The sequence below is a fragment of the Phocaeicola barnesiae DSM 18169 = JCM 13652 genome, from assembly GCF_000374585.1.
Taxonomy (GTDB): domain Bacteria; phylum Bacteroidota; class Bacteroidia; order Bacteroidales; family Bacteroidaceae; genus Phocaeicola; species Phocaeicola barnesiae.
Window position 1 is genome coordinate 207,149 of sequence record NZ_KB894644.1, and the last position, 24,968, is coordinate 232,116.

Below are 24,968 nucleotides of genomic sequence, written 5' to 3' on the forward strand. Positions count from 1 at the left end.
TGATGAAATATATTGCGCCGGGTTCCTGGTTTTCGTTGGAATATCCTTCCGGCTGGCGGGAATTCGAAGATACAGAAGACAGTTTCCTGTTCTATAACCCCGATAAATGGGGAGGTAATTTCCGCATTTCCGCTTTTCGCGGGGAGAACCGTTCGTATGCCCGTGAATGTGTCGATTATGAACTGAAGCAGACCCAGGGCGCCCGGCTGGTGAAGGTAGGCGGCTGGGACTGTGCCTACAGTACCGAGAATTTCCAGGAGAACGGTTCCTGGTATACCACTCACCTGTGGGTGACCGGTAAGGACTCCATCTCGGTGGAATGTTCGTTTACGGTAACCAAGGGAGAGAGCATCAAGGTAGCCGAGTCCATCCTTGCCTCGCTGTGGGTACGTGGCGATGCCGACAAACCGCTGCACGAGGTGATTCCGGTGCGGGTACTCGAAATCGATGTCATCAACGAGTGTTTCGACTGGGCGGTATCTACCATCAAGAAGCAGCTGACAAAAGATTTCACCTCTTCCGAAGCCGATGTGCAGAGCATCCAGAAGGTGATAGACAGCGATAAGTTCAACCGCAGCCAGCGTCAGGCCTGGGAAAGTTTCGGCGTAGCTTTCGGCGCTATCCTGGTCAATGAAATGGATGGTATGGACTGGGTGACAGTCATCGACGGGCAGAAGGAATTCCCGGCCTTGCGTTTTGCCGATACGGATCTGATGGTGTATCCGCTGAGTCTGGTCTGGGAGAAAGTCCGTCGCGGAGAGGCGTGTGACCTCAAGGCGGAGTATGCCCGTATCCGTTCGGAGGTAGAGGCGTTGTTGTAATCGGTTAAGCATCGGAGTATGGTATCTTATTTACAAGTAGAGAATCTGACGAAATCTTTCGGCGATCTGGTCCTTTTCGAGGATTTGTCTTTCGGCGTGGCCGAAGGGCAGCGCATCGGTCTGATAGCGAAGAACGGTACCGGAAAAACCACCCTGCTCAATATCCTGGCCGGTAAAGAAGGGTATGATGAGGGGAAAATCACTTATCGCCGCGACCTGCGCGTGGGCTATCTGGAACAGCATCCGTATTATCCGGAGAACCTGACGGTGCTGGAGGCCTGTTTCTATCACGGGAATCCTACTACCCAGGTCATCAAGGAGTATGAAAAATGTATGGAAACCCCCGGAAATCCGGGATTAGAGGAGCTGTTGGGGAGAATGGAGCACGAGAAGGCCTGGGACTATGAACGCAGGGCCAAACAAATTCTCTCGCAGCTGAAGATCCGTGATTTCGACCAGCCTATCAGCCAGCTTTCGGGTGGACAGCTCAAGCGGGTGGCGCTGGCCAATGTACTGATTGTGGAACCGGATCTGCTCATCCTGGACGAGCCGACCAACCACCTGGATCTGGAAATGACCGAGTGGCTGGAAGAATACCTGAAGCGGGGAAGCCTGAGTCTGCTCATGGTGACACACGACCGCTATTTCCTGGACAGGGTCTGTTCGGAAATCATCGAGATTGACAACAGACAGTTGTATTCCTACAAGGGCAACTACAGCTATTACCTGGAGAAGCGGCAGGAACGCATCGACGCCACCAATGCCGAGATTGCCCGTGCCAACAACCTGTATCGTACGGAACTGGAGTGGATGCGGCGGATGCCGCAGGCCCGCGGACACAAGGCCCGATACCGTGAAGAAGCGTTCTATGACCTTGAGAAGGTAGCCAAACAGCACCGCTATGACCAGCAGGTGAAGCTGGATGTGAAGGCCTCGTACATCGGCTCAAAGATTTTTGAGGCAGACCATCTGTACAAGAGTTTCGGCGACCTGAAGATTCTGGATGATTTCTCCTACATCTTCGCCCGTTACGAGAAGATGGGTATCGTGGGAAACAACGGTACCGGTAAGTCTACCTTCATCAAGATTCTGATGGGGGAAGAGAAACCGGACAGCGGCAAGCTGGAAATCGGCGAGACCGTCCGTTTCGGCTATTACTCGCAGGAGGGGTTGAAATTCAATGAACAGATGAAGGTGATTGATGTCATAACCGACATTGCCGAAGTGATAGAGCTGGGCAACGGCAAGCGGTTGACCGCTTCGCAGTTCCTGCAGCATTTCCTGTTCACCCCCGAAACTCAGCACAGCTATGTCTATAAGCTGAGTGGTGGGGAACGCCGCCGCCTTTACCTCTGTACGGTGCTCATGCGGAATCCCAATTTCCTGGTGCTGGACGAGCCCACCAACGACCTGGACATCGTGACCCTGCAGGTGCTGGAGGAATACCTGCAGAACTTCAAGGGATGTGTCATTGTGGTGAGCCACGACCGTTACTTCATGGACAAGGTGGTAGACCACCTGCTCGTGTTCAAGGGACAAGGCGATATCCGCGATTTTCCGGGTAACTATTCCGATTACCGTGACTGGAAACTGACGCGTGAGGAGGTGGAGAAGGAGAAGGTGAAGCCGAAGGAGGAGAAGACGCAGCGTGTACGTCCCAGTGGAGGCAAGCGTAAGATGACGTTCAAGGAGAAGCAGGAGTTCGAAACTCTGGAAAAGGACATTGCCCTCCTTGAGGCTGAAAAGAAGACCATAGAAGAGGCCTTGTGTAGCGGTACATTGAGTGTAGACGAGCTGACGGAGAAATCAAAGCGTCTTCCTTTACTGGAAGAGGAACTGGATGAGAAGACTTTTCGTTGGCTGGAATTGAGTGAGATTGAAGGCTGAGGGGAAAAGTCGTGTCTGGATGTACGGCCTTATACTTTCGTGAGTGATGAATCGTTTTAAAAAAACGAGAAAAAGTTCTAATTTTTAAGCGTTGTATCAGGAAAAGATATACATTTGTATCCGTTGGGGGGAGGTTTTGTACAGAAAGTTCCCTCGAAACGCGAGATTAACTAACTAAGTCAAACTTAAATGTAAGATTATGAACGCTCAAAGTATTGGTGAATGTGCAGGCGTTGTATGGCGGTTGCTGTACGGCGATAAAAGACGATGGGAATACAAGGAAATCAAGGCTGCAACAGGGCTTTCCAACCGCGACTTGAACGCTGCGATAGGCTGGTTGGCCCGTGAAGGGAAAATTCAGTTTATCAATTTGCCGGATAGGGAAGAGGCATTATATATCGAACTGAACCTGTACATCGGCTGATGTCTGCCCATAAGGAACTTCCTTTCTGACCGGGAACCGGAAATCGGGTAACGGACAGAAAGGAGGTGTCATTTTCAGGGCTATCGGTTTTCTTTCAGCGAGCGGTTGATTTCTTCGATGTAGTCCAGCAGTTCCTGCCGGCCTGTCTTCTTTTCCGATGAGGTCACGAAGTAGGGCGGAAGTTCTTCCCACTGTTGCCGGAGGGTTTCCAGGTAGCGGGTCACGTTGGTTTTGGTCTTTCCTACACTCTGTTTGTCGGCTTTGGTGAAGACAATGGCGAACGGAATGCCGTTCTCTCCCAGCCATTCGATGAATTCCAGGTCTATCTTCTGCGGCTCCAGCCGGCTGTCCACCAGGACGAAGAGGCAGGTCATCTGTTCCCGTTCCAGTACATAGTATTCTATCAGTTTCTGTATTTTCTCCATCATTTTTTTCCCCCGTTGGGCATAGCCGTAGCCGGGTAAGTCCACCAGATACCATTCCTTGTTGATGAGGAAGTGGTTGATGAGCAGGGTCTTGCCGGGGGTGGCGGAGGTCATAGCCAGTTTGGGCTGGTTGGTCAGCATGTTGATGAGGCTGGACTTGCCCACGTTTGAGCGTCCGATGAAGGCATATTCCGGCAGGTCCGTTTTCGGGCACATGTCTGCACGGGAGTTGCTGATGATGAATTCGGCACTGGTAATTTCCATGATTTTTCTTGATTTATGTTTGTTTGTCGAGATACGGCAAAGGTACGAAAAAAAATGCAGATTACACGCCGTGTGTGGTCCGATTGCGTCCGATGCTGAGCAATGCCAGCCCTCCGAAGGTGAGCAGTCCGTTCAGCATCAGCATTTCGTAGCCGAAGCGGTAGCCTGTGGCCAGGAAGACGGCCCGGTCTGTCAGGTAGCAGACCACCGGCGAGGCGAGGGCGATGTACGGTACGCCTTTGTCGCGGGGGCGCATCCGGGTGAACAGACCGAAACAGAAAAGTCCCAGCAACGGCCCGTAGGTATACGAGGCCAATGTATAGATGGTGTCTATCACGCTGGGGCTTCCGATGGTCTCGAAGGCCAGAATGCAGAGGACAAAGACCGTTGCGATGAGCAGGTGCGAGCCCTTTCGTATGCGCTGTGCCCGCTGTTCCGGGTAGCGTTCGATGTTCAGGATGTCGATGCAGAAGCTGGTGGTCAGGGCAGCCAGGGCAGAGTCGGCACTGGAGAAGGCGGCAGCGATGATACCGATGGTGAAGAGTACCAGCACCGTATATCCCAGGTGACCTCCGGCGGCGAACATGGGCAGCAGGTCATCGCCCTTGGCCGGTACCTCGATGTGCAGTTGCGAGGCGGCCAGTATCAGCAGGATGCCCAGGCAGAGAAAGAGGTAGTTCACCGGCACGAAGGAGAGTCCGTAGCAGTACATGTTCTTCTGGGCTTCTTTCAGGTTGCGGCAGGACAGGTTCTTCTGCATCATGTCCTGGTCCAGTCCCGTCATTACGATGGTGATGAAGATACCGCTGAAGAACTGCTTGAAGAAGTTCTGTTTGGACTGCCAGTCGTCGAACACGAAGATGCGGCTGTGCCCGCTTTCCTGGATGGCGTTCCACACTCCTTTGAAGTCGGGGCTGACCAGCGTGGCCGTCTGGTACAGGATGAGGCCCAGTGCTAGCAGCAGGCAGAAGGTCTGCAGGCTGTCGGTCCATACGATGCTGCGGATGCCGCTCTTGCGGGTATAGAGCCAGATAAGCGCCACGGTGCCGATGGCGGTCACGGCGAACGGAATGTGATAGGCGTCGAATACGAAGTGCTGAAGGATGACGCATACCAGGTAGAGTCGGGCGGCGGCTCCCAGCGTCTTCGACAGCAGGAAGAACGAAGCTCCCGTCTTGTAGGAATACCGGCCGAGGCGTTTGCCCAGGTAGGTGTAGATGGAAGTCAGGTTCAGCCGGTAATAAAGGGGGAGCAGCACGTGGGCAATGATGAGGTAGCCGCAGAAGAAGCCCATGCAGGTCTGCATGTAGGTCATGTCGATGGTCTGCACCATGCCCGGTACCGACACGAAGGTTACGCCGGACAGGGAGGCCCCTATCATGCCGAACGATACGATGTACCAGGGGGATTCGCGGTTCCCGCGGAAAAAGGCGTCGTTGTCGGAATGGCGTTTGCCGGCCCACCGGGAAACCCAAAGCAGCAGGCCGAAATATAGTACGATGGTCAGCAGTATAAATATTCCGTTCATCTCTTAATCTCTTTTGAACGTGCAAATATACGTAGAGTTTTTGTACTTTTGCATCTTGAAACTGTAAACCGAATAGAATGAACCAACAATATCCTTCTGTCCTATTGGAAAAAGCGGTAGGAGAGTTTGCCAAACTTCCCGGTATCGGCCGGAAAACGGCTATGCGTCTGGTGCTGCACCTGCTGCGTCAGGATACGCAGAGTGTGGAAGCCTTCGGCAATGCCATGATTACCCTGAAGCACGAAGTGAAGTACTGCCGGGTGTGTCACAACATCTCCGATACGGATGTGTGCCGTATCTGCTCCGATGCCTCGCGCGATACGTCGGTGGTCTGTGTGGTAGAGAACATCCGCGACGTGATGGCGGTAGAGAACACCCAGCAGTACCGGGGACTGTATCATGTGTTGGGGGGAGTTATCTCGCCGATGGACGGTATCGGGCCGTCCGACTTGCAGATAGACAGTCTGGTGGACCGCGTCCGTGCGGGGGGGGTCAAGGAAGTGATTCTGGCGCTGAGCTCCACCATGGAGGGCGATACCACCAATTTCTATATCTTCCGGAAGTTGAGCGGTTTCGATGTGAAACTGACCGTCATTGCCCGCGGCATCTCCATCGGCGATGAGCTGGAGTATACGGACGAAGTGACACTGGGACGTTCCATTGTGAACCGGATTGCATTTACGGGTACCATGTAACTGATATAAATAAGATGAAGACAAGAATCAATCGATTGTTGAACCGGCTGAAAGTGGAATATGCCGTGTTCTGGGTGTTGTGTCTGCTGCTGGTAGGACTGTATGAGGCGGATGTCCTGCCGCAGGGTGTCTGGGCCGGTGATGCCCGCATGGAGTATATCTTCCAGACGGTGGGTATCCTGCTGGCCGTAGCCTTCATTCCCCTTTCGCTCCGGGTGTTCAGTCTGTCGCTCACCCGTTACGTGCGTGCGCTGCCGTTGGTAGAGGCACTGCAGAGTTACTGCCGCTGGAACGAGGTGCGGATGGCCATGCTACTGGTTCCGGCACTGTTCAATTTCTCGGTATATTACTGGACGTTGAACACCACCGGTCTGCTGTGCGGTATCATGGTGCTGGTAGCCTCGCTGTTTTGTGTGCCAGGCAGGAACCGGCTGTTGGCGGAGTTGGACCTGAGTGATTTGCCTGAAGCATGAATACCTATACCGAATCCCTGTTTCTGCGTGCTCCCGAGCCCGAAGACTTGGCAGTCATGTTGGCTATGGAGAACGATGCGGCTGCCTGGACGGTAGGTTCGGCTACCGGATATTATTCACGTTATCAGCTGAAACGGTACATTGCCGAGAATCAGAACGATATCTATACAGACCGGCAGCTGAGGCTGATGGTGGTCCATCCGCTGGACGGGGTGGTCGCCATGGTCGATTTGTGCAGTTTCCATCCGCGGCACAACCGGGCGGAAGTAGGGGTGGTGGTCCGGACAGACAGGCGCCGTCAGGGTGTAGGCCGGAGGGCCCTGCAGTTGCTGGAGGAGCATAGCTTCACCCGTCTGGGTATCCACCAGCTTTATGCCTACATTGCCGCCGACAATGTCTATAGCCTGTCCCTGTTCCGGCAGGAAGGTTTTGCCGAGTGCGGGTGTCTGCGCCAATGGCTGTATACACCTGTCGGTTATCAGGATGTGTATGTCTACCAGAAAATCCGCCCGTCAGTTGAATGAAGGGTAGAGCGGGTATTTCGCCCACAGGCGGTAAGGGTCTCCCAGTTCGCTCATACAGTATTCCCACATCTGGTTCGGCGGGGTTTCCAGCAGTTGTTTGCCGTCCGGAGAGCTGACTATCCAGGAGTCTTCGGCTATTTCATCAGTCAGTTGTCCTTTTCTCCATCCGGCATATCCGGCAAAGAACCGCATCTTCTCTGCTATCGGGTTTCCTTCCAGTATGTAAGCCTGTAGCGCTTCGAAGTTGCCGTTCAGGTAAAGGCCGTTCTTCAGGTCGAAGGCTCCTTCCAGGTCGGCCAGGGTATGGATGAAGAAGATGGTGTTCCGTTCCACCGGTCCTCCTTTGTATATCGGGATAACCGGCCCTTCGGCCAGTTCCGGAATCAGTTGGTTCAGGTAGAGTCGGTACCGGAAGTTCTTGTTGATGATAAGTCCCATGCTCTCTTCCTCAGAATGCGTAACCGTAAGGATGACTGTCCGTGCGAAGTGGTAGTCATGCAGGAGGGGAGAGGCCAACAGCAGGCTTCCCGTGGTGGGTGTACGCCTGTTCGATTTCACTTGAAAGATTTGCATGTTCATACTCGTAGCTGCTAATATCATCCTAAGATAATGAAATAATCGGTATCTGTGGGTATGATGTCGCTAAAATGTTTTTCCATTACCTCAGAATTACCGGTTTCGGACCTGAAATGCACAAAAAAGTGATTTTTTTTGAGAAAACGCTTGCAGGTTTCAGAAAAATGCCTACCTTTGCAATCGCAATCGAGAGAGAAAGCAACTATGCAAATATTCTGGTGCGTTAGTTCAGTTGGTTAGAATACATGCCTGTCACGCATGGGGTCACGGGTTCGAGTCCCGTACGCACCGCAGTAAACATTGGAAATCAATGTTTACAAATTAGACACCCAACTTTACACCCAAGAATGTAAAGTCGGGTGTTTTTGTTATTCTCCTACTTTTTTATAGTACATCAAGCAAATCGGACGGGGTATGGAATACATAATCTGCATCGATATCATTTTGTGTTGTTGAATTTCCCCATAATGCAATACCAAAAGCTACATTTGCGCCATTCGCGCATAAACTATCGTAAGCGGTATCGCCGACATAAAGTGCTTCCTTTGCACTAATCCCAGATAAGGACAGGTAAGTTATCAAAGGTGCAGGATTGGGTTTTGGGAAAGGGGCATCTTCCACACATATTACTCTGTCAAAATAATGCGTTGCGTCAAAGACTGATGCAAAATCTTCATTATACTCATTTCGATTCTTGGAAGTGACAATGCCCAATGAATATCCACCGACTTTTAACGAAGCCAATAAAGCAGGAATACCTTTGAAAAGTCTTATACTTGATTTATACCTCAACAAATACTCATTCCATTTACGATTTGCAGTCCTTGCATCGGATATGCCCAATCTGTGTAGTGTAACTTCGCCCGGTATGCCCAAAGCAAATTTCAATTCTTCCACAGGTATATCTTTCTGCAGTATCTCTGCAACAGTATCTTTCAGACTTTGCAGAATGGCAGATTCGGTATCAAGCAGAGTACCATCAATATCAAATATGATATGTCTGTATTTATTCATGGCTTCCATTATCAATCTGCTTTATTACCCTGCAAGGATTTCCTACCGCCACACAGCTTTCAGGAATCGAACGGGTCACCACGCTGCCCGCACCGATTACACTGTTCCGTCCGATAGTAACTCCCGGCAAAATAATCACACCACCTCCAATCCATACGCCATCTTCAATTTTTACAGGCAAAGCATAAGTACGGCAAATCTCTTGTCCTTCAGACCAGTCCTGCACCATGCGTTCATTTACTCTTATGGAATGGGTGGCCGTATATATCTGTACATTGGAAGCAATAAGCACATTGCTGCCAATATCAATGCGGTTGTTGTCTACGAAAGTGCAGTTCATATTAATAATCACTTTGTCGCCTATGAAAATATGCTTTCCATATTCACAATGGAAATCAATATCCACATGCACTCCTTTACCCATACTACCGAGCATGTCATGTAACAAGGCTTGCCTGCGTTCCATGTCAGCATAGTCCGTGGCATTGAACTGCGCCAATAGCCGCCTTGTGCGTAAAATCATTTCTACTATTTTCGGGTCTTTGCCTCCGATGAAAGGCTCACCCGCCATACATTTCTCATATTCCGTTTTCATTCTATCAGACCTTTCACTTAATCAAATTTTACTTGCCAATCTTCATCCCGGTATGCCGAGAAGCACATTTCTATTTGTTCCTTGTTATTCTTTTCTTCAGCTAGTACGGGAAGTTCATCCAGCCCGAAATAACGGCTCTCCACCGTTTCTATATTAGGTTGAAAATTTCCTCCTAAAACGTTGCAGAGTACAAAAACCTTGCATACATTATATGCATACGGAGGTTGGTTGTGTCTGTTTCTGTCTTGCAGGGCGATAATACGCACTGCTTCCACGTCCAATCCGGCTTCCTCCCGTACTTCCTTGACCGTATTTGATTTTATAGTTTGCATGACATCCACCCATCCGCCAGGCATAGACCATGTGCCATTCTTTTCCTTTACTAACAGGATTTTATTGTCAGCAAAGATGGCTGCACGTGTGTCCAATTTTGGAGTTTGGAAGCCTGTTTCGTTACAGAACAAGCCCTGCACCTGTTCCAAAGGTAGACCGCTTTGTAAGCTCATCATTTCTGCGGCTATTGCTCTGATACGTTCAAACCGTTCCTTGTCAAAATCGTCTTTTGTATAAGCTAATCCGACTTGAGCCAAGAACTGAAGTTCTTTAGCCCATTTCAACCATTTCAGATTACATTTATTATTATCCATTATGACAATGTGTTTAATCTCTTGCAAAAATATATTTTTCGCCATATTCAACCTAAACAATCGAATGAAAATTCAAATCTTAAGGTAAAACCTACTTGGAAACACTTTCTTTATAATCTAAACCTTCCTCTTTTTTTCGATTCATCAGGCGTTTTCTGGAAACCATGCCCTAACTTGCCAAACTGTTCTTTGAACCATTCGCCAATCGGTTGTCTGTTTATGGTCAGTACCAGTTTAGTGTCATCGGTCGGATTTTTCTCTACCTTGAAAATATCGTTTCTGATGTCAAACTTCCGCCTGTGTTCTTCGGAATAAATCCTGCCATTACACCTGATAGCCTCTTTCTTTGTCAGAAGGCTCTCTATCATTTCTTTGGTGAAGCCGATGGCAGCGCACAGCTTTTCCATTCGCAGCATTTCTTTGAGCATCGGGAACCATTTGAACGCCTTTTCAAGAATAGCATTCAGCCGTGATATTTCCTTGTCTTTGGCTTCAAGCTCCTGATTGTGTATTCCTTGCAGATTGCGTATCTGCTTGCCGTGCTGTTCCTGCATGTGTTGCATTTGGGCTTTCAAATCATCAATTCCCTTATCCCGTTTGGCAATTTCCTGACGCAATTCTTCATTGGATAGTTCCAGCTTCTTCATTTTCCCGCTGCCGAAAAGATAACCCACTCCGCTTACTATGACCGTAGCAGCATCGGTGGCTGCGCCTTTGAGCTTGTCCGTGCGTATCTCCGATTTCACCTGACGGAGTTCCTGTTCGGCAAGATTTATCTGTTCTTCTTTGCGCCGTTTTGCAGTATCCATGCGTTGCAGTTCGGCTTTCTGCTTCTCAATGATAAAATCGTTCCTCTCCAGATGTTTTTTGCCTGTTACGGCCTTTGACTGTCCACGCTCCATCAGCAGGATGTCGGATGCCAAACTCTGCATTTCGGTCATATCCTCGTCATTGAGTTTGCGGCTCTTGCCTGTATCGTGGTTCATCCAGTCAAATACGATATGGGCATGGTAATTCGGTTTGAACCACCTTTCGCCTACTTGGAAACTCTCCCTGTCATCCACTTCGGGCTGTCCGTTCAGCCAATGCCCCTCGTCCTTGTGCAGGAAGATTTGAAGCGGTGTGATGCCCCATCGCCTTTGGCACTCCTCGCCAAACCTACGCACATCTGCCAGCGTGGTGTCCGGTCTGATTAGCAAGACTCCCTCACGGATGGGCGAGCATCCCGCCACCTTGATAATTTTTCCGTTCTTCCCTTTGCGCTCACGCTCCTTTTCCTGCATGGCGCGTCCTGTCTTTTCCTTGACCATGCGTTTGATATTCTCATAGTGCGCCTGCAATTCGGAACTGCCGAAATCCGGATTTATCCATTGTTCATTATCAGCCGTAAGTTCGGGCACGATGTAGATTTTAGACTTGCCGATATTGCGCATATACTCGGCAGTCCTCCGGTTATGAGCCTCGCTTGATGCCACGTTGCAAGGCTTGATATGTATGCTTGATTTTGTTGCCATCTTTTCAAATTTTGATTCGGTTTTTGACTAATTTTGTTTGCTGCTTTCCGCTCATAACCGCAAGGGGTTCTTAGGGGTGCAACCCATGAGCGGAGTTTCCAAAGAGAGGGTCACTCTTTGGTCGGGTTGCATAGGGCTGAAAGCCCTTGCCGGGTTCTTAGGGCAGCGTCCTAAGCCCCTCGGGAGAGCCCACAACTACGCAAGCGAAGCGTGTAGTTATAGTGGGCTATAACCGGAAGCCTTTCGGTTTCTTGGATAGTGTGTCATTTCTCTTTCTGACGGATTGCATTTGCTCTTTTCCATCAGCCATGCGCTTCTGCAAATACTCGTTCAGGTCTTTGCATCCGCAGTAGATTTGGGAAGCGTCCCGTATATGCCGGGTGTTGTCGTATTCCTTTCGGATTTGCTGCAGGGCTTCCATTCCTGCACGGTCATTGTCAAAAAAGCAATGGATGCGCTCATATCTTCCCAACGGATAGAGTGCTTTGGAAACATTGGCAACAGAGTTCAGAACCATGTAGTCCTGCCTGTCGAAATCAGGGTATTGCGGACAGCTTTCGAGCCGTAGGGTCAGAAATGAGAGGTAGTCCATAAATCCCTCGAAAACGAAACACGTGCCCTTTGGCTCTCCCGACTGTCTGATGTGGGATATTTCCTTCGGTGCGATACAGCCCTTGAAATATCGGTTGCGGATTTCATAGCCGCCCGACATGTTGGGAAACGCAATGGCGAAGTACCGTTTGCCGTTGTGCGTAAACCGCGCTTCCTTACATTCTTTTTTCGCCAGTACCGGATTTATTCCCCTTTCCTGCAAGTAAGCGAGCAAGGCAGGAGAAGAAAGCGGCACGATTTCCAACTGTTGGAAACTCGGCTCTGTAAATGACTGCTTGCGAAAAGAGAAAGAAACGGGGCGCACGCGCGGTGCCTGTTCCTCTATGCGTTTCAAAAGGTACGGCACGCTGTCCGTTGCATAGAGGTGCGAAGCCAGCGCGATGATGTTGCCGCCCTTGCCGAGCGCAAAATCATACCATTGGTTCCGCTCGGTGTTCACCTTGAACGAGGCTTCGGTTTCTTCCCTGAACGGCGATTTGTACCAAAGATTGATGCCCTGCCGCTTCACCGGGCTATATCCCAAGCTGTGCAGGTATTCTTCCAGTCTGATTTGTTTTGCTGTCTGTATGTCCATAAATGATTGTCTTTATCGGTTATTGCTTGTTTTTCTTTTCGCCAGTACCTGTTTATAGGTTACTGGCTGTATAACCACTTCACTTTATTGTCGTATATATAGGATACGGCTTAAAGTGAAGCGGTTTGATGTGTCCCTGCAACCACTTCGCTTTATCCTAATATATAGACCCGGAGAATAAAGTGAAGTGATTGCAGGAAGCGTGTCAATAATGGAAATCCGGTTCGTACCTGTACTTCCTGCCGTTTTCCTGTACTATCATCCGCTTGTTCTTCAACACTGTGATGAGTTTGACCAGCTTGTTGTCGCTTAACGGAACACCCACCAAGGCATACGACTCTTTCAATGCTTTGCCCAGTTCCTTATATCCGTATTCGTCCTGCAACGAAAATGCTGCTTCCAGTGCTATCCGGTGTTGTTGCTCGGAAATATCCTTGCAGGCATCGAACCTTTCGCCTTGGGGTCTGCCGGGTGCTTTGAGTTCTGTCTGGTAATCCTCTATCAGTTCAGGCAGTGCCCTGTCATTGATGCGGAAGGCAAACGGCTCGAAATCCATCGCTCGGATGTGCATGGCGGAAACCTTGCTTATGTCCCCGTTGCTTTTGTCCTTTTCAACGAGCAGCACGGTTTCAGCCTTGTTGTTCAGTTCCGTGCCGATATGTCCCCTTGCGTTCTCATCCCCCTTGTTCTGGTGGAGTATCGTGTGGATATGTATCTGCCTGTCGTCCGTCCACTGCATCAGTTTCGATATGATGCGTGTCGATTCGCTGGGGCTGTTGATGTCATACACCATGTCACGGATACCGTCTATCACCATCAGACCAAGGTTCGGCGTATGGTAGATTGCCTGTTCGACAATCCTTATGCGCTGCTCCGGCGTGTATTTCCGCAGGGCAAGGAACTCAAGGTTCTCGTTGTCCCTGTCATCGGGCAGCCCTGCCATGCGCATGATGCGTTCCATCACATTCAGGCAGTGGTGAGGGCTTTGTTCCGTATCGACATACAGTACTTTCCGCTTGGCTTCGGGAAGTTCAGCCGCATACCGGAGTACCGTGCCGTTCTTCAATGCAGCAGCCACGATAGCCGACACATTGAATGTCTTCTTGCTTTTGGCCTTTCCGATGGATGCGCTGAAATTTCCCAGCGTGCCGATAACGGAATCTTTCACGCTGAGGATTTCGGGCGCTTTCTCGTATTTTCCCGACAGGCTCAACCGTGAGGCTTGCCAGAGGATTACCGCCTGTTCGTCCGATATTTCCCGGATGTCTTTCATATAGTCCATAGCAATGCCTCCCATTACTTGCGTCCACCAGTTTTCTTTCCTGCCAGTTCAAGGGCAAGTTCCGCATCCACGATAATCTTGCGTCCTATCTGGGTGATAGCCTTGTCTATCCTTCCGCTTTTCTTTATGCGGTTGGCGGTAGGCAGGCTGCACCCGAACAGTTTGGCTATGCCGAGTATTCCGTACACATATTTCCTGCTTGTGTCCGTTACGGGCTGCGGCTGCGCTTCCGGCTGACCGGATGCGTGCCTGCTTAACATGATGAACTCTTCGCCTGTCATCTGCCAGACGGGTTTGGATAATAACTCTTGTAGATTTTGCATGGTTCTACTTTTTTTGATTCAACAATCAGCCCTGCGCACTGGCTGTTATTTCTGTTCTCGAACGCTGCAAAATTAGGTAGGGTTATGGGTGGTAAGGATGGGGACGGTATAATCCGAATATCGCTGTATCTTATTGAATATCAGAAAATAAAAATACCACTCAAAAATAAATTTGAGTGGTAAAAGTGGAACTTTCGTAAAATATCAGGATATGTCACCGATTATCTGAATATATGTTCCATTTCTTTAGCGAATTTCTGGTTGCTGTCACTCGGAAAATCGGAAACAGGCTCCTTGTTACATCCAGTTGGGCTTCAATTTCAAAGGAATATCTTTCCATGTGTCGATAGCAAGCACGCTCTACGGCACTATCACTCAACGGGCACACCTCATAAGCCTGTATGCTCTTTTCTATTTCGGTTTTCAGGCTGTTGAGTATCAAGGTGTATTGTTCTTTTTGCCTGTCAAGCACCAGTTTAAGGATAGCAGCCTCAAAAGACTTCATGTCATTGTATTCCTGACAGAAATCGGAAATGAATTTTTGCCTGTCAAAAGAGAAAACGCGATTGTCTATATAGTCCCTGTATATTCTGTTGAGTTCCCCGTATTGGGGAATCATCGTCTGTATCTTGTCTGCCATAGGTGTCCTACTTTTGTCTGTTCTTTTCATTGTCAAGAAGCATGGTCAGTTCTTCTTCCACCTGTTCTATGCTCGGCAATGCCGATTTCAGGCTTTCCGGCACAGCCTTGCTGAGCTGGTAATCGCTGATGCCGATAGGCTGGTCATAGCCTGTCAGTGCATATTGCGCGACAATCTCATCCTTGCCCTTGCACAACAGCAGCCCGATGGTCTTGTTGTCATTCTCTCCCCTTAGTTTGTCATCCACCACATTGATGTAGAAGTTCAACTGTCCGGCGTATTCCGGTTTGAATGGGGTAGCTTTTAGTTCCACAACTACGTATGCATGGAGCTTTATGTTGTACAGAATCAGGTCGGCATAGAAATCGCTGTCGCCTATCTGGAAATGTTTCTGCCTTGCGACAAAGGCGAATCCGTTGCCCATCTCCAGCAGATAACGGGTGACGTGCTTCACCAGTTGTTCCTCTATGTCTCTTTCGTCCGCACGTTCTTTGGCTCCTGCCAAGTCGAAGATATACGGGTCTTTCAACAGGTAGTTGGCAAGGTCGCTTTGAGGTGCGGGAAGCGTGGCGGTAAAATTGTTGACCTTGCGACTGTTGATTTGCCGTTCATACAATTTGCTTTCAATCTGCATTTTAAGGACATTGCTGCTCCAGCCCATTTCCACGGATTGTTTCATATACCAGTACTCCACGCCCAACGGAAGCGAACTGTTGAGTATAATCACATGGCTTGCCCAATTGATTCTTGCGATAGGCGATGCCAGGAACAGCTTTTCTATGTCCTCAATCGGTATTTGGTAAGCGGCAGCGACTGTTTGAGCTACATCCTGAATTTGTGCAAGAGGTTCTTGCACAATTGCAATTTCCTTATTTTCTGAGGATTGAATTTGCGCAAGAGGTTCTTGCGTAAATGTCATATTGTTCAGGCTTTGAAGTTCATCCGTGATTTTCTGCACACTTGGAGTAAGTAATTTCGCATCGGTTTCTATAAAACTCCGTAATGCGCCCAATGGATAGGAGCGTGCGAACTGGCACATATAAGCCAAGTTTCTGACCGAATATCCTTTCTTTTCGGGATAACTGAACCGTATCGCCTGCGCCAGTTTCTTGATGACCTTACCGCCCCAGCCTTGTCGGTTCTGGTGGTACAATATATAATTACCCATTTTCCAGTAATGGAACAGCATCTGCGCATTGGCTGCACTGATGAGCCGGACTTGCGCCTGCTCTATCTCTGACCCGATGGCATTGACAAAAGCCTCGAAACTTCTTTTCTCTATATTGTTATCGTTGTTGCTCATTGTTGTATGTATTGAAAGTTACAAAGGTAAGCCGAATTACAGGCTTTCCATGAAACTTGATGATTGTTTTTTACAGTTGGTTGAATTTGCTCATCGCATTGGCTTTCACATCATCAGCGATGTCAATGTAAGGTTTCATCGCCTTGTAGTCGCTATGCCCCGTCCATTTCATGACCACCTGAGCCGGAATGCCGAGAGCCAGAGCGTTACAGATGAAAGTCCTTCTCCCGGCATGGGTGCCCAGCAATGCGTATTTGGGTGTAATGGTGTCTATACGGCTGCTTCCTTTGTAGTAGGTTTCACTTACAGGCTCGTTGATTTCGGCAAGCTCGCCCAACTCCTTCAAATAATCGTTCATCTTCTGGTTGCTGATGACAGGGAGAGCCTTATGCCCCTCAAATTCCACATCTTTATATTTATCCAGTATCGCCTTGCTGTGGTTGTTCAGCTCGATGATAAGCCTTTCGGCGGTCTTTACAGTGGTGATTTCTATATATCCGTCCCTGATGTCGCTTTTCTTCAGATTATGCACGTCCGAATACCGGAGTCCGGTAAAGCAACAGAACAGAAAGACATCCCTCACCCGTTCAAGATATTGCTTTGTGTCGGGTATCTGATAATTTTTGAGTTTGTTCAGTTCTTCCCAAGTGAGGAATATCACCTTTTTCGGTGTGCTTCGCAATTTGGGGTTGAAATCTTCATAGGCATTGTTCATGCAATACCCTTTCTTGGTACACCAGCGCAGAAACCATTTCAGATAAGCGACTTGTTTCATGATGGATGTGTTCCGCATATCTTCGGTGTCTTTCAGGAAATTCACATACTTTGTCAGTTTGGGCTCGTCCAACGATTCAAATGTCAGCCCCTTGTCAAATTTTTCAAGATGTTTCCTGACTGCGGCAAATTTCTCATAGGTGGCATCAGACCAGCCGTTTTGCGTACCGCACTCCTTGATGAACTCATCAAACACCTCCAAAGGCAGAAATACGACCGGAGCCTGTTCCTCATCTTCCTTTTTTCCATTGTGCAATCTGTTGAACGCGTCCTTTACCTGCTCGGTAGTCGGCATAAATCCCTGCACCTCGAACTCCTTAAAGATGTTCTGTATTTCGGTGTAGTATTTCAGCAAGTCCGCATTGATTTCCGATGCACTTTGCTTCAGCTTGTTGGTGCATCCGTTCTTCACACGCTGCTTGTCGGCATCCCATTTGGCAACATCAATGCGGTAGCCTGTTGTGAACTCGATGCGGTGGCTGTCAAAAACAACACGCATACGGATAGGGACATTCTCCACGATTGGCACTCCGTTCTTCTTGCGGCTTTCCAATGAAAAGATGATGTTTCTCTTGATGTTCATAGCTGGGTGTATTAAAATCAACACCCAAATATACACCCAATAATTGAAGCAGCAAAAGGTATTTAATGATATTTAGTAATATAGCCGATTTATAATAACTTGATTATTATCAGTATATTGCAGTTTTGTGAGATTTCTTGATTGTGTAAGTTAAAGTCCCGTACGCACCGCCTAAAGCCTTGATTCCTAGCGGAGTCAAGGCTTTTCTGTTTCCTCCAGTCGGACTGATAGTAAAATAAAAACCGTTTAATCGCAAGGATGATGACTTAAACGGTTTTATTTTTTGGAAGATACTCGGAACCAGCTGGCTGAGCTGATGGCTGTTACTTATCTGTTGGAAGATTGGTTTAACGGGAAAAACTGTAGCCTATTCCAGTTTGCTGAATGATAAAATAACATTTGTCCTGGAGTAAAATCCTTTTTTGTTCATTTTCCCAGTCTGCCTATTTCTTCACCCATCAGCAGATGATTCCACGCGCCCTTGTCATTCTTCGGAGCGGTAAGTTTGAAATTGGCATCTTTCTGGAAGACCAGTGCGAAGTCTGAACCGCCGAAGAGGAAGTAGCCCAACATATCACCTTTCTTGACTTTGGTACCGACTTGCAGTTCCGGTTCAAAATTGACCGAAGCCACCTGCGACATACCGATAGGCATGACTGCCACGAGCCCATAGTCTTCTGTGTCAAGGATGACCAGCCCTCTGGTCTCGATGCTCTGCCAACCTGGTACGGAGCAGTCTACGACGTATTGCTGAAGTTCAGGTTCCCAAGTGATGCTGCCTCCCAGCGCGTCGTCGCCGGGGATTACGCGTATCTCCTTGATAGTGCCGTCAAGCGGGAAATGGTAACGGTGGTAGTCGTTGACATTCAGGAAGGCGTGGTAGAACTTACCTCCGGCAAATGCCTCGCGATAGGGACTGTCCGGACCGATGAGGTTGCTGATGGAGTTGAATACGCGCGATTTCACAGCTATTTTTTCCGAACTGACGATATACGATTGGTCATCGATGTCCCAAACGCCTTGCGGCTCGCTGTCGCAGGGGGAGGCAACTACCGAATTGTCGTCTGGAGCAGCGATGGGGCGCTGGTCGGGTGACTTAAGTTTCCGGCTGAAAAAGTCATTGAAGGAGTGCCAGTTCGAAGGGTCTTCGTACCATCCCTTGGTCATTCCCAGTTCCTCCTGTTTCATCATGAGGTCTTCGTATTCCTTGTTCCAGGATTCGGCTGATGACAGATAGTTTCCCCAAGACTTGCAGTACTTGACCAGCCAGCTCCGATAGGGTTCGACGTACTGCACGGAGTTGGTGAAAAGGTTTTCTCCCTCGAGCGATTTCAGTGGCATACAGTTGATGAAGTAGCAGTAGCACAAGGCTTGATACATCCGTCCGAAGATGCTGGGCTGGCCGGGGCAGAGAATGACGTCCCACGGCATGGCTGTCTGCGAATGGTCGACAAACGCATAATATTCTTCCAGCGATTGTGCCGGGTTGGTATTCTTGTCCGGATTGATTTGCTTGCCTTTTTCGATGGCTTCTTCGAGTAAAGCCTTGATGCGGCTGTCTTTTTCTACGATACGAATCAATTCCTGAGTCGTTTCGTTGTAATTGCTGTGGTCTGTTTTGCTGTCGGAGGTGTTGCTCTTGCAGGATACCGACAATACCAGGATAACGGCCATGAATAGCCATCCGTAACAGGTTGATAGAGATTTCATCGTAATTTGTTTGTATGATAGGTTTGTAATGGGGCAAATGTATGAAAAAATCTCGAAAAACAGATAAAATATATTGACAAAATGTAATGCGAGGAGGGTTTGGACAGTTAACGTCCGGAAAACGTCCAGGCGTACGCATGAAAACGACCGGACGAATACAGGAAAATGCGAGCATGTTTTCGTGCATTCGTCCGGTCGTTTTTTTTAATTTAAAATTTAACAGTTTGGGCTATCCTCTGGATTCCTGCTTGGGGATAGGGGATAAAGTAGGGAAAGTTGTGGGTTAGCCGTTTTCGCCCTGTCGTTTCCGCTATTGGGTGGGTGAACAGTCATCCGCTAGTATAATGACTCCGATAGTCTGTACCGTTCTCTTGGGGAAGGCCAGCAGGACGATGGCAGATATCTGGGGAGGAGATTAAACTGATTTGACTCGTATTTTCCTCTTCAATCGGCAGGCCGTTCCTTTAAAATTTCTTATATTATTGGCTTTGGAAATGCCTGGTCTGACAAAAAAATACTTAATTTGTTCTGTCAGATATGGAATTCCATGAAAACTCCAGAATTTATAAGGTCCGTTTCATCTGCTGAAAATGGGCAATGATGCGGGGCACTATGCATGGGAGAGTGGATGAGGGGAATCTGGTACAGACAAACGGTTATATAGAATCAATTTTTTAATAAAATGAATAGTCGAATGAAACGGATTTTAAGCATTGTATGTATAATGTGGGCGGCTTTGGCGTCTTTCGGACAAACCACCCGATGGACAGATGTCACGTATGCCAATGATACGCTGGTGGGACATAAGCTCGATATCTATCTGCCAGACGGCAATCGGGAGAAGTATAAGGTCGTTGTGCTGATTTATGGAAGTGCCTGGTTCGGCAATAACATGAAGGAAGTGGCTTTCCAGACTATGGGCCGGCCGTTGCTTGACGCGGGTTTCGCTGTCGTGTGTGCCAATCACCGTTCCAGTGGAGATGCAAAGTTTCCGGCACAGATTAATGACGTGAAGGCGGCGATACGCTTTGTCCGGGCTCATGCCGGCGAATACAGACTGGATACTATGTTCGTGGGGATTACGGGGTATTCATCGGGAGGACATCTAGCTGCTTTGGCCGGGACCACCAACGATGTAGGCGTGTATCGAGTGGATGGTAGTGAGATGGATATTGAAGGAAAAGTGGGTGATTGCCTTGCTTTCAGCAGTCGGGTGGACGCCGTGGTTGATTGGTTTGGTCCGATAGATATGACTCGTATGGAGAACTGTTCTACGACCAAAGGCTCTGATTCTCCAGAAGCAGCTCTGATTGGAGGAAATCCGTCGGAGCATCTGGATATATTGGCACTACTGAATCCTATGACATATTTAGACAGTGCCGATCCGGAGTTCCTGGTCATTCATGGAGATGCCGATCCGGTGGTCCCTTATTGTCAGAGCTTGTTCTTTAAAGAAGCTTTGGATGAAAAAGGTAAATTGGCCGAATTTGTCACTGTTCCAAAGGGGGAACACGGACCTGTCACTTTCAATGAACAGACTTTCAAGAAGATGACAGATTTCTTTCGGATGCAGGCTGGCATGGATTGACCGTTTTTAGGCCTGATACCTGGAATGGAGTTATTGGTAATGTAAACGACTTTTCTTGTCATGTGCTGATTTTTCACTATTTTTGCGCTCTCTTAAACAGACTGAAAGAAATGAAAAAATTGTCTTTATGCCTGCTCGGCTGCCTGCTGGCGGTGGTGGCAGGAGCGCAGAACATCCAGCTGCATTACGACTTCGGCAGCGCCCTTTACCATTCCCTGGATACCCGTCCCAAAGTGACCACAACGGTGGAAATGTTCAAGCCCGACCGTTGGGGAAGCACCTATTTCTTTATCGACATGGACTATACGAAAAACGGTGTGGCAGGTGCTTATTGGGAGATATTCCGTGAGCTGAAATTCTGGGAACCGCCCTTTTCGGTGCACGTGGAGTATAACGGCGGACTGAACTATATCAACAACGCCTACCTGTTGGGAGCCACTTATACCTGGAACAATGCGACCTTCACCAAAGGGTTTACCTTTACTCCCATGTACAAGTATATTCAGAAAAATCCGTCGCCCAACAGTTTCCAGTTGACTGCCTCGTGGTACCTGCATTTCTGCCAAGGGAAATGTACCTTCAGCGGTTTTGCCGACTTCTGGCGGGAGGAACATACCGATGCCGAAGGCAACCGGCACGACTATGTGTTCCTGACTGAACCCCAATTTTGGGTGAACCTGAACAAGTTCAAAGGTATACCGGAGGACTTCAACCTGAGCTTGGGAACCGAATGGGAGATAACCTCGAATTTTGCGCTCATGGAAGGCTGGCACTGGCTGCCTACCCTGGCCATGAAATGGACTTTCTAAATTCAGGCGGATTATGTTGGAGAAACTTTTCGGATTCGACAGGAAGGTCACCTCGGTACGTACGGAGGTAATGGCCGGCATCATCACCTTCCTGACCATGGCCTATATCCTGGCCATCAATCCCAATGTACTCAGCGCTACGGGCATGGATAAAGGCGCGCTGTTTACCACAACAGTGATAGCTTCAGCCTTTTCTACCTTGCTGATGGCCTTTTATGCCAAGCTGCCTTTCAGCCTGGCTCCGGGGATGGGGCTGAGTACTTTCTTTGCCTATACGGTCTGCCTGACGATGGGGTATACCTGGCAGTTCGCGCTTACGGCCGTCTTGATAGAGGGAATCATCTTTATCCTGCTTACGGTTTCCAACTTGCGCGAAAAGATTGTCAATGCCATCCCGGAAACTTTAAAGCATGCCATCGGTGCGGGTATCGGTCTGTTCATCTCTTTCATCGGTCTGCAGAATGCCCGGATTATCGTGAACAATGACGTTACGCTGCTGGGACTGGGCGATATCACGTCCGGTCCGGCCCTGTTGGGTATCATCGGCCTGGTATTGACGGCTGTGCTGCTGGTCAGAAAGGTTAAAGGTGCCCTGCTTCTCGGGATATTGCTTACCACATTGATCGGTATACCGATGGGAATCACCCGGTTCGAAGGGGTGTTCAGTGCTCCTCCTTCCATCGAACCCATCTTCTGCCAGTTCGAATGGAAACAGATATTCACCAAAGAAATGCTCATCGTGGTGTTCACCTTCCTCTTTGTGGATATGTTCGATACCATCGGTACACTGGTAGGGGTGATTACCAAAGCCGGTATGGTGGATAAGGACGGGAAGATTCCTTGCCTGAAGCAGGCTTTCCTGGTTGACGCCATCGGTACCACGGTAGGAGCCATGCTGGGTACCAGTACCATCGTTACCTTGATAGAGAGTACTTCGGGCGTCGGCGAAGGAGGTCGGAGCGGTCTGACGGCCTTCGTTTCGGCCGTCTGTTTCCTGTTGGCCTTGTTCCTGGCTCCGTTTTTCCTGGCTGTGCCCGCTGCCGCTACGGCTCCGGTGCTGGTTCTGGTAGGATTGATGATGATGGGTGCAGTGCTGAAAATAGACTTTTCTGATTATTCGGAGGCTATTCCGGCTTTCATCTGCATCCTGTTTATGCCGTTGGCTTACAGCATTTCGGACGGTATCGTATTGGGAATGATCGGTTATGTGCTGATTAACCTGCTGACGGGCAAATACCGGAAACTGACTGTGGGGATGTATATCCTGGCGGCCATTTTTGTGCTGAAGTTTCTGATATAATATAGAAGGAATCTTAAGTGATTGAAGTAAAGCCGGTGGCGGATTTTCTCCATCGGCTTTTCTTGTGCGTGATGTGGAATCCCCGCATTTATGTCGGATGACAGGTATTCTGTTTTTAAACATTTGATTTTCTTTGGTTGAGCTAAATTAAATTTGTTCATTTGGAGCATGAAGTATTTAAAGATTTTGGATATATGCCTCCGGAATCTTTTATTTTAAATTATATCTCACCATGAAAAAATATCCGAAAATCGGGATTCGTCCCACCATTGACGGACGCCAGGGCGGTGTCCGTGAGAGTCTTGAAGAAAAGACCATGAATCTGGCCAAAGCCGTAGCCGAACTGATTTCCTCCAATCTGAAGAACGGTGACGGAAGTCCGGTGGAATGTGTCATTGCCGACTCTACCATCGGCCGTGTGGCAGAAAGCGCTGCCTGTGCCGAGAAATTCGAACGCGAAGGGGTAGGGGCTACCATTACCGTAACTTCCTGCTGGTGCTACGGTGCCGAGACCATGGATATGAACCCGTATTATCCGAAGGCTGTGTGGGGATTCAACGGAACCGAGCGTCCGGGAGCCGTTTACCTGGCAGCCGTATTGGCCGGTCATGCACAGAAAGGGCTTCCTGCTTTCGGTATCTATGGCCGTGACGTACAGGATCTGGATGACAACAGTATTCCGGCCGATGTAGCCGAAAAGATTCTGCGCTTTGCCCGTGCAGCTCAGGCTGTGGCTACTATGCGTGGCAAGTCGTACCTGTCAATGGGTAGCGTATCGATGGGAATTGCCGGTTCCATCGTCAATCCGGACTTCTTCCAGGAATACCTGGGCATGCGTAACGAATCGGTAGACCTGACGGAAATCATCCGCCGCATGACCGAAGGTATCTACGATAAGGAAGAATATGCCAAGGCAATGGCATGGACCGAAAAATACTGCAAGAAAAATGAGGGTAAGGATTTCAACGTACCTGCCAAGACCAAGACCCGTGAAGAAAAGGATGCCGACTGGGAATTCATCGTGAAGATGACCATCATCATGCGCGACCTGATGCAGGGAAATCCGAAACTCAAGGAAATGGGATTCAAGGAAGAGGCTTTGGGACACAATGCCATCGCCGCCGGTTTCCAGGGACAGCGCCAGTGGACGGACTTCTATCCGAACGGGGACTACTCCGAAGCATTGCTTAATACATCGTTCGACTGGAACGGTATCCGCGAAGCATACGTGGTGGCAACTGAAAACGACGCCTGCAACGGTGTGGCCATGCTCTTCGGCCATCTGCTGACCAACCGTGCCCAGATCTTCTCGGATGTACGTACTTACTGGAGCCCGGAAGCTGTGAAACGTGTTACCGGTAAGGAACTCACCGGTCTGGCAGCCAACGGTATCATCCACTTGATCAATTCCGGTGCAACTACCCTTGACGGTACCGGACAGCAGACTGATGAGGCGGGTAATCCGACCATGAAACCGTCTTGGGAAATTACCGAAGCCGAAGTGGAGAAATGTCTGGAGGCTACTACCTGGTATCCGGCCAACCGTGACTACTTCCGTGGCGGAGGTTTCTCTTCCAACTTCCTTTCAAAAGGTGGTATGCCTGTTACCATGAGTCGTCTGAACCTGATTAAGGGCTTGGGTCCGGTGCTGCAGATTGCCGAAGGATGGACCGTTGAGATTGATCCGGAAATCCACAAGCTGCTGGATGAACGTACTGACCGCACCTGGCCGACTACCTGGTTCGTGCCTCGCCTGTGTGACAAGCCGGCCTTCAAGGATGTGTATTCTGTGATGAACAACTGGGGTGCCAACCACGGTGCCATCAGTTACGGACACATCGGTCAGGATTTGATAACGATGGCTTCTATCCTCCGTATACCGGTATGTATGCACAATGTGGATGATGACAAGATTTTCCGTCCGGCTGCCTGGAATGCCTTCGGCATGGACAAGGAAGGTGCCGACTACCGTGCCTGCCAGAACTACGGTCCTATCTATAAATAAGTAACCATTAACCCTGATTGCTGTCCGGGCTCCGGATGTTTTCCGAATCCCGGACAGCATCTTTTTCATTTCTAACTA

At 49.1% G+C, this 24,968-nt stretch carries 22 protein-coding genes, 1 tRNA gene and 2 pseudogenes; 11 read left to right on the top strand and 14 right to left on the bottom strand.

Annotated elements, in window-relative coordinates; genetic code table 11:
- The first annotated feature begins 2 nt into the window (after window positions 1-2).
- The 3 genes from C510_RS0103210 (at window position 3) to C510_RS0103220 (ending at window position 3,132) form a co-directional block, all read left to right on the top strand.
- Window positions 3-821, top strand: a complete 819-nt coding sequence (locus tag C510_RS0103210; protein ID WP_026320084.1) for a DUF3805 domain-containing protein — start codon at window positions 3-5, stop codon at window positions 819-821.
- Window positions 822-839: 18 nt separating this feature from the next.
- Window positions 840-2,708 carry an ABC-F family ATP-binding cassette domain-containing protein gene (locus C510_RS0103215; protein WP_018709902.1) on the top strand — a complete coding sequence of 623 codons (1,869 nt, stop codon included), beginning with the start codon at window positions 840-842 and terminating at the stop codon, window positions 2,706-2,708.
- 199 nt (window positions 2,709-2,907) lie between these two features.
- Window positions 2,908-3,132, top strand: coding sequence for a winged helix-turn-helix domain-containing protein (locus C510_RS0103220; protein WP_018709903.1), 225 nt, complete (start codon window positions 2,908-2,910; stop codon window positions 3,130-3,132).
- A gap of 80 nt (window positions 3,133-3,212) precedes the next feature.
- Here the strand turns inward: C510_RS0103220 and yihA are convergent, their stop codons facing one another.
- Together yihA and C510_RS0103230 are read right to left on the bottom strand one after the other, a co-directional pair.
- On the bottom strand, window positions 3,213-3,821 hold the full coding sequence (yihA, locus tag C510_RS0103225) for a ribosome biogenesis GTP-binding protein YihA/YsxC (protein ID WP_018709904.1): 609 nt from the start codon (window positions 3,819-3,821) through the stop codon (window positions 3,213-3,215).
- Window positions 3,822-3,882: 61 nt separating this feature from the next.
- Complete coding sequence (locus tag C510_RS0103230; protein ID WP_018709905.1) at window positions 3,883-5,349, bottom strand: sodium:solute symporter; 1,467 nt, start codon at window positions 5,347-5,349, stop codon at window positions 3,883-3,885.
- 77 nt (window positions 5,350-5,426) lie between these two features.
- On the opposite strand from C510_RS0103230, the gene recR reads away from it, so the two are divergent.
- From recR to C510_RS0103245, 3 genes are read left to right on the top strand one after another with little or no spacing between them, the layout of a single operon-like run.
- Window positions 5,427-6,044 (top strand): recombination mediator RecR, encoded by a 618-nt coding sequence (recR, locus tag C510_RS0103235; protein WP_018709906.1) that lies wholly within the window; start codon window positions 5,427-5,429, stop codon window positions 6,042-6,044.
- A 14-nt stretch (window positions 6,045-6,058) separates the two neighbouring features.
- Window positions 6,059-6,517: a hypothetical protein gene (locus C510_RS0103240; RefSeq protein ID WP_022339431.1), complete on the top strand. Its 459-nt coding sequence runs from the start codon at window positions 6,059-6,061 to the stop codon at window positions 6,515-6,517.
- Window positions 6,514-7,041 carry a GNAT family N-acetyltransferase gene (locus C510_RS0103245; protein ID WP_018709908.1) on the top strand — a complete coding sequence of 176 codons (528 nt, stop codon included), beginning with the start codon at window positions 6,514-6,516 and terminating at the stop codon, window positions 7,039-7,041. Before C510_RS0103240 ends, C510_RS0103245 begins: the two co-directional genes overlap by 4 nt.
- On the opposite strand, the gene C510_RS0103250 is transcribed toward C510_RS0103245, so the two are convergent.
- Window positions 7,030-7,620, bottom strand: coding sequence for a YqgE/AlgH family protein (locus tag C510_RS0103250; RefSeq protein ID WP_018709909.1), 591 nt, complete (start codon window positions 7,618-7,620; stop codon window positions 7,030-7,032). The two genes, C510_RS0103245 and C510_RS0103250, sit on opposite strands and share 12 nt — an antisense overlap.
- Window positions 7,621-7,834: 214 nt before the next feature.
- On the opposite strand from C510_RS0103250, the gene C510_RS0103260 reads away from it, so the two are divergent.
- Window positions 7,835-7,908 (top strand) — tRNA-Asp (locus C510_RS0103260).
- 93 nt (window positions 7,909-8,001) lie between these two features.
- Here the strand turns inward: C510_RS0103260 and C510_RS0103265 are convergent.
- The 11 genes and pseudogenes from C510_RS0103265 to C510_RS0103320 form a co-directional block, all read right to left on the bottom strand.
- Window positions 8,002-8,640, bottom strand: a complete 639-nt coding sequence (locus tag C510_RS0103265) for an HAD family hydrolase (RefSeq protein ID WP_018709910.1) — start codon at window positions 8,638-8,640, stop codon at window positions 8,002-8,004.
- Entirely contained in the window at window positions 8,624-9,226 is a 603-nt protein-coding gene (locus C510_RS0103270) for a sugar O-acetyltransferase (protein ID WP_018709911.1), read from the bottom strand. Before C510_RS0103270 ends, C510_RS0103265 begins: the two co-directional genes overlap by 17 nt.
- Window positions 9,227-9,243: 17 nt before the next feature.
- A complete protein-coding gene (locus C510_RS0103275; RefSeq protein ID WP_025892170.1) occupies window positions 9,244-9,873 on the bottom strand; it encodes an NUDIX hydrolase N-terminal domain-containing protein in 630 nt (209 codons plus the stop codon).
- A gap of 110 nt (window positions 9,874-9,983) precedes the next feature.
- Complete coding sequence (locus C510_RS0103280) at window positions 9,984-11,387, bottom strand: coiled-coil domain-containing protein (protein ID WP_025892169.1); 1,404 nt, start codon at window positions 11,385-11,387, stop codon at window positions 9,984-9,986.
- A 226-nt stretch (window positions 11,388-11,613) separates the two neighbouring features.
- Window positions 11,614-12,573 (bottom strand): toprim domain-containing protein, encoded by a 960-nt coding sequence (locus tag C510_RS0103285; RefSeq protein WP_018709914.1) that lies wholly within the window; start codon window positions 12,571-12,573, stop codon window positions 11,614-11,616.
- Between the two features lie 205 nt (window positions 12,574-12,778).
- Window positions 12,779-13,855 (bottom strand): AAA family ATPase, encoded by a 1,077-nt coding sequence (locus C510_RS0103290; protein WP_025892168.1) that lies wholly within the window; start codon window positions 13,853-13,855, stop codon window positions 12,779-12,781.
- Window positions 13,856-13,869: 14 nt separating this feature from the next.
- Window positions 13,870-14,178 carry a DUF3853 family protein gene (locus C510_RS0103295; RefSeq protein WP_025892167.1) on the bottom strand — a complete coding sequence of 103 codons (309 nt, stop codon included), beginning with the start codon at window positions 14,176-14,178 and terminating at the stop codon, window positions 13,870-13,872.
- Window positions 14,179-14,464: 286 nt separating this feature from the next.
- Window positions 14,465-14,818: pseudogene (locus C510_RS16065) on the bottom strand (hypothetical protein); the annotation flags it as partial.
- A gap of 7 nt (window positions 14,819-14,825) precedes the next feature.
- Complete coding sequence (locus C510_RS0103310; protein ID WP_018709919.1) at window positions 14,826-16,121, bottom strand: PDDEXK nuclease domain-containing protein; 1,296 nt, start codon at window positions 16,119-16,121, stop codon at window positions 14,826-14,828.
- A 70-nt stretch (window positions 16,122-16,191) separates the two neighbouring features.
- Window positions 16,192-17,533: pseudogene (locus tag C510_RS0103315) on the bottom strand (site-specific integrase).
- A 371-nt stretch (window positions 17,534-17,904) separates the two neighbouring features.
- On the bottom strand, window positions 17,905-19,188 hold the full coding sequence (locus C510_RS0103320; protein ID WP_154651940.1) for a phosphatidylserine decarboxylase: 1,284 nt from the start codon (window positions 19,186-19,188) through the stop codon (window positions 17,905-17,907).
- Between the two features lie 694 nt (window positions 19,189-19,882).
- Here C510_RS0103320 and C510_RS0103330 point away from each other — a divergent pair.
- The 4 genes from C510_RS0103330 to fucI all read left to right on the top strand — a co-directional run bounded on the left by C510_RS0103330 (window position 19,883) and on the right by fucI (window position 24,890).
- Complete coding sequence (locus tag C510_RS0103330) at window positions 19,883-20,776, top strand: alpha/beta hydrolase (protein WP_025892164.1); 894 nt, start codon at window positions 19,883-19,885, stop codon at window positions 20,774-20,776.
- Between the two features lie 110 nt (window positions 20,777-20,886).
- Complete coding sequence (locus C510_RS0103335; RefSeq protein WP_018709924.1) at window positions 20,887-21,585, top strand: nucleoside-specific channel-forming Tsx family protein; 699 nt, start codon at window positions 20,887-20,889, stop codon at window positions 21,583-21,585.
- A gap of 13 nt (window positions 21,586-21,598) precedes the next feature.
- On the top strand, window positions 21,599-22,885 hold the full coding sequence (locus C510_RS0103340) for an NCS2 family permease (protein ID WP_018709925.1): 1,287 nt from the start codon (window positions 21,599-21,601) through the stop codon (window positions 22,883-22,885).
- Window positions 22,886-23,117: 232 nt separating this feature from the next.
- The gene (gene fucI, locus C510_RS0103345) at window positions 23,118-24,890 is read left to right on the top strand and encodes an L-fucose isomerase (protein ID WP_018709926.1); all 1,773 of its coding nucleotides are present in this window, start codon (window positions 23,118-23,120) and stop codon (window positions 24,888-24,890) included.
- The last annotated feature ends 78 nt before the right edge of the window (window positions 24,891-24,968 follow it).